This window comes from Mesorhizobium sp. M0676, assembly GCF_040320535.1.
In the GTDB taxonomy this organism is placed as follows: domain Bacteria; phylum Pseudomonadota; class Alphaproteobacteria; order Rhizobiales; family Rhizobiaceae; genus Mesorhizobium.
This window is the reverse complement of record NZ_JAMYPU010000066.1, coordinates 1-5576: the sequence shown is the minus strand read 5'-3', so window position 1 is coordinate 5576 and position 5576 is coordinate 1. Positions and strand designations below refer to the sequence as shown.

Genomic DNA, 5576 nt, shown 5'->3' with positions numbered 1-5576 from the left:
CTCCATACCCAGCCGACATGATGAATCAGATATTCTCCCCGATGGGAATCCCTCGCGATTCCATCAGGTCAGATTATGCTCTAGATTGACGTGCCGGCTCAAGGTTTAACTCTTTCTCCCCTTGTTCGCACCACTTTTTTTGGTGGCACGCCGATTGCATCGGACTCCGAGTAAGCGCGCGCGGGTCCCCGAGCACCCAATCCGAGCGAGTGAACGTCACACCGATCAGACATAAGAGGAGTAGCTCATGCGAGTAGCCGTTGTCACGAACAGAGACTTTACGGGCGTGATTAACCGGTTCGGCCAGCCTAAGCCCCAGCCGCCGCAGTCTTGCCCAGGCTGGGACATCGACAGTGTGGTCACGGCACTGGAAGAGGGCGGCCACGAGGTGCTTCTGTGTGAGGGCGATAAAGGCTTGCTAACTACGCTTGAGAGTTTCATGCCGCCCGATTCGCAAGCCCGCCCTTCAGGATTCGTCTTCAACATGGCTTATGGAATTCAGGGGGAGTTCCCTTTGTCCCACGTTGCTGCCATGCTCGAGATGGCCGGCGTTCCGTACAGCGGACCGAGCCCGCTCGGACATGTGCTTGCCAACGACAAGGTCGTCGCCAAGATACTCATGCGCGACCGCGGCGTGCCGACGCCGAACTTTCGCGTGATGCGTCGGAACAGTGATAGTATCGGCGACCTGAGATTTCCAATGGTGGTGAAGCCGCCTCGTGAAGGTGATAGCTTCGGTTTGCAGCTCGTACATGAACCTGCTGAGCTAAAGCGGGCCGTGGAAATGATTGTCGAGCAGTATGCGCAGGACGCGCTCGTTGAAGAATACGTCGAGGGGCGGGAGATCAGCGTTCCGCTGCTTGGGAACGGAGAACTCGAGGTATTGCCTCTTGTGGAACAGGATTTCGGCGACCGCGCAATGCGTCTTATGACTTGGGAAGCGAAGCACGTGGCGGAAGCGGCGGCGTCGAAGATTTGCCCGGCACAGATCGGGAGCAGGCTAACGGCGGTCCTGCGGGATATTTCGATTGCGACCTTCCGCGCTTGCCAAGGCCGGGACTATGCCCGCGTCGACGTCCGGATCGACCGCTCTGGCCAGCCTTTTGTCCTAGAGATCAATACCAATCCGTGCCTGAGAAGGTACTCATCGTATTTCGTGGCGGCGAACACGGCCGGACACAGCTACTCGAGCTTGATCAATCGCATCCTGGATATCGCCCACACGCGGTATTTCGGAACCGTTATCCCCCAGGGCCGAACGTGACTTTGCGCCTCGGCTAGCGGCGAGGTTGTCACTCTACCGCACGGGTGTGTTGGGCACAGACAAATGGAGTCGACGCTTTCCTGCCACTCGAACGTGGACGCGCTGCGGACCTGACCGGGTCAATGGATCCGCCGAGGTCGACAGGCCGGCCGCAGGGGAATGGTCCTTGAGACCGGCGCCTCCAACTGCGACAGCGGCCTCGCCCTCTCCGTTTCCCCAGTTGCTGCGCGGACAACGTTGGAAAGCCCTTTTTTTGTGCGGTACAAGCTCGACCAGGTCGGGCAGTTTCGAACCGGGCGACGCTCTGGTTATTGTCGGTAGCTAATCAAGTTGTCCGGTTTGGTAGCACATGATTTATCTGCTTCAGTTTTGCGTCGAAGCGGTTCACGCGACATGCCTGATGGTCAAGTTTCTTCGATTGCGATGCCATCAGGCATGCAGCGAGCAATGGGGCGCGGCCCGTGGAAGATCGCGAGGTCCCATCCGGGTACTGCCTGATTTTGACCGTGGCTTTGACGAAGTGATGCCGGATCGGACTTTTCGGTAACTGCAATCGCAGCCGCGCGAAGGCGACGGTGTTATCACGGGCAACGACGCGCTCCCCCTCGATGCATAGGACCTGGGCCAGTTGTTGCGGGTCGGCGGCGACAAAGGCGCTGTCCCAACCGTGGCCGGCCTGGCGAAGCGGACATTGTGGGCCGGCAGATAGGTCTGTGCGATGAAGCCGATGGCGGCCTCGATATCGGCAATTCCGGTCAGCGCCAGCTCCCTCAGCAGTCGGTCCTGCAAGGTGGAGAACATTTGCTCCGAGCGGCCCCGCGCTTCAGGGGAATAGGCTGGAATATGCTCGATGCCGAGTAGCTTGAGCGCCCGGCCGACCCGAGTCACGAAATTGTGGCTGCCGTGACCTGTAGAGGCTCGATGGCAATCCCCTGGCGACGAACGTCTCAAGAGTCCCTGAAAGCTCGACGCCGTGCCTTCCTCCTCATCAGGAAGGCCGAATAGATTGTGCTCGTCGCGTCGTCCATCGTCACGATCAGATCCAGCATCGGCCCACCCGCCAGCCATTGATGGCGGCTGCCATCTTGATGCAGCATCATCCCCTCGCATGCTTCCTTTCCCGCTTGCGCCGGTGAGCACCGCGCCCGCTTGGCGCGTTCCACTAGCCAGCCGCGTGAAGCTGCGTCTTGATGAAGGTGTATCCCAAGCTCAAATCGTGATCGCGCAGCAGGTGGTCATGGAAATGCTTCACGTTCCAGCCAAGGCAGCGATGACGATAAAGCTCCAGCATCTCTTCAAGCGCCTCCGCAGGCACCCGACGCGTCGAAATCTTGCCCAAACGACGATCGAGCAAACAGCTTCCGCGGCTTCTTCCTAACGGTCGCGGTAGCGGCGGAAGCCGCTCCGACATGCCCAGCAACTCGCCTGCCTCCATCATCGATAAATCCTCGCCAGTCCAGCGGCTCAATACGTCTCGAAACTTCTGCATTCTCCGGCCCTGTAGCCACGCTGCCCGTTTCATTCCCATCCTCCATGCGCTGTGAATAAAACCTGAAAACTCATGTGCTACCTAATCCGGACAACTCGTCTGCTTATGAACGCGAGGCTCTGGTTACTCATGTTAACGTCACATTCTTTCTAAGCATGAAGCACCGATACACTTTAAACCATGGATCTGACAGGCGACGGGACTTTGGAGAGTAGTTCACCGGGTTTTCAATTTATTTATTCGCCTCTCACGAGGTAGACGGTCCACTCCGCTACGCCCTCCCAGTGCACGAGGTGACCCTCGCCTTCGCGATCCGGGAGGCCTGCTTGCCGCGATCGCGCTCCAGCACCGGCCCACACGAATGTGACGTCTCTTGACCTCTTGATCAGGCGAAGCGGCCGCTCGCCAGATCGACAGCGCAACGGTAGATTCCGTCGAGCATCGAATTTCCTCCTAAAGCTGGCCAGCGATGGGTGTTGAGTTCGCGGCTACGCAGCATGGCTAAATTAGGAAACTTTGCGCGATAGACGAATCCCATCGTTCCTGCTGTTCCTACTGGGCCGGGCCTTCCGCGGTCAGCCATTTGTGGCGAAGCTCCTGAGTTTCTAGCGCGCGACCGAAGCCGGCATTGCGAAACGGGGCAGGATCGACTGCGAGGAGTTCGCGCTCGAGCCATGTCGATCCATCGGGCTGCGGTAGGCCGACCGTTCGGGATGCACCACGACCGGGCTCGCGCGCACCACGCCGCCGATCAGCGGCGGATCGCTTCCAGTCCCGGCACATCTGTCTCGAGAAAGGCTTCGATGGCTGGCGTATCAACGGCCTGCCTCTACGCCTTGAGATCGATTCATTCCTGGCGTTTTTGGCGGCTCAGCCGGTCCACAGACATCGGCGCCATCTGTACTCAATTATCAGGTAGTTATGCGCAAGCGCCGGCCGAAAGGACTGCGGCCGTCGGCCGGAACCGAATGGCCCAAATCTCCAATGCACGAACAGTCCGGGATTTTCCCCTGCCAGCTTTCTCAAGAAGAGGCTGGCACGCGTCTTATGGGACTGAAAGCGCTTGAACTTGCGCATGATCCAAGCCCTGAGCTTCCGGTTGACGTAGTCAGACCCTGAACCAGTCGAAAAACAGGGGGCTCGGTTCATGAGCACCCGGCGCGCCATAAGGCGCGCGGATGGCCCCTATGACCGGAGGCTGGACTGAATCTCGCTTTGATCATTGCCAAGCGCCGCGGTGACGTCGAGAACTCAAGGGTTACGGACGGCCCAAGCTTCTCAGGCAACTGCGCCTGGGTCAGGCCCTTTGGCCTTGCGACAAACCGCTCGTCGGCGGAAGCATCCAGGAGCGTCATGTATGTTAGGCCGTAAGGCTTTCCGATCACGGGACTTGGTCGGGCAGAGTTGAGCTTTTAATCTGAGCAGTTTCGGTCGGTCGATCCATGACTGCTGCGAAGCTTGCCTATGCTATGCTGGAGCCAAGGAGCTTATCCCAAAATGGCCTTACATGCCTAAATCACTTCGATCGCCCCGCCACCAGACGCCAGCGAAGGAGAGGCACACGAACCGGAGCGAGCATGGAAGGCTCTTCGCATCGTCTCAACCGTGCGAACTGGACGGTCACGACCGCCTACAAAGACTTGTTCGCCAGCTGACCAATCACGCTGTGCCTCCGTTATGCCTTTCGAGCAAGGAAAACCCTCTAACCGCCACCATGAGCGCACGCGCCGAATGGCGCGCCGGATACGGTCACGCAGATAGTCGCGAGGATCTTTCCAGTCGGCCTGGACCTAGGGTATGCCATCCGACACCTCATGTCGCGTTGTCGGGTACACGACACGTGCTTCCCGAAGCAAGCTCGTTTGGCATTAGGCTAAACCGCTGAAATGCGACCACAAAACTCTGTCTCCGGCTCGTTCAACCAATTGGCGCGACGTTTGCGACGGTTACTGCGAGGCGGTGGAAGCTGCCGACTGGCACTCATGTCGTGGCTAGCATCGCAATCAATCGAAGGAAGGAACACGTCAGGTCTGCGTCGGATCTTATTCCAAGGGAAAAGGGCTCGGTAGATCGGCAATGCCTCCGACTCATGACCGGCCAACCTGCGCCTAATCGTCTCCTCCCTCTGGCGTACGATGACCGCGATCTCAGTCTTCATCACCGATCCCTTCCGACAGCCACTCTTCAACCTGTCGCAGCACATCGAACAATTATTGCAGTCGCTCGTAGGCACAGTAATCCATAGCCGAAAGAGGAAACCTATAGATGAGAAAAGTCGTTGCCGCCAAGCTTCATGGCATTACTGTTACCGACGCGGATTTGAACTACCACGGTTCAATAACTCTGGACCCAGATCACTGCGACGAGGCGGGTATTTTTCCGCTGGAATTCGTTGAAATCTGGAATAAGGCTTCGGGCGCGCGTATCAGCACATACGTCATTTACGGTGAGAGGGGTTCTGGTTGCTGCGTGCTGAACGGAGCCGCTGCTCGCACCTGCCAGGTTGGAGATGAGATAATCATTTGCTCCTCCGCATATATTGAGGAGCATCAGATCGGAGAGATCAAACCGCGAGTGCTGACCTTCAACCGGGACAACTCTGTCCGCGACCGCATGTTCTACGATAGTGGAATTAAGGATGATGGAATGATGACGTTCGCGGTTCGCGAGGGCTCTCCTGGCGGCAACCCCCTAAAGATTCCCAGTCGGGCCAATCGCTGATAGCTCACGGCATCGGACTAGAGCAGAATCTGATCACTCAGGCATCCTGCGGCGCAGAAGTAGTTTGAGCACTCCTCGGCGGTGAAGCGTGGCAAGGCGTCG

General features: G+C 58.1%; 4 protein-coding genes. 2 read left to right on the top strand and 2 right to left on the bottom strand.

The window, feature by feature from the left end:
- The first annotated feature begins 247 nt into the window (after positions 1-247).
- A complete protein-coding gene (locus NKI35_RS31080; RefSeq protein ID WP_352742614.1) occupies positions 248-1264 on the top strand; it encodes a D-alanine--D-alanine ligase family protein in 1017 nt (338 codons plus the stop codon).
- Between the two features lie 1162 nt (positions 1265-2426).
- On the opposite strand, the gene NKI35_RS31075 is transcribed toward NKI35_RS31080, so the two are convergent.
- Together NKI35_RS31075 and NKI35_RS31070 are read right to left on the bottom strand one after the other, a co-directional pair.
- Positions 2427-2786: a hypothetical protein gene (locus NKI35_RS31075; protein WP_352742612.1), complete on the bottom strand. Its 360-nt coding sequence runs from the start codon at positions 2784-2786 to the stop codon at positions 2427-2429.
- A gap of 352 nt (positions 2787-3138) precedes the next feature.
- On the bottom strand, positions 3139-3291 hold the full coding sequence (locus NKI35_RS31070) for a hypothetical protein (RefSeq protein ID WP_352742611.1): 153 nt from the start codon (positions 3289-3291) through the stop codon (positions 3139-3141).
- Between the two features lie 1727 nt (positions 3292-5018).
- Between NKI35_RS31070 and panD the strand changes: the two genes are divergently transcribed.
- Complete coding sequence (gene panD, locus NKI35_RS31065; RefSeq protein ID WP_352742609.1) at positions 5019-5474, top strand: aspartate 1-decarboxylase; 456 nt, start codon at positions 5019-5021, stop codon at positions 5472-5474.
- The last annotated feature ends 102 nt before the right edge of the window (positions 5475-5576 follow it).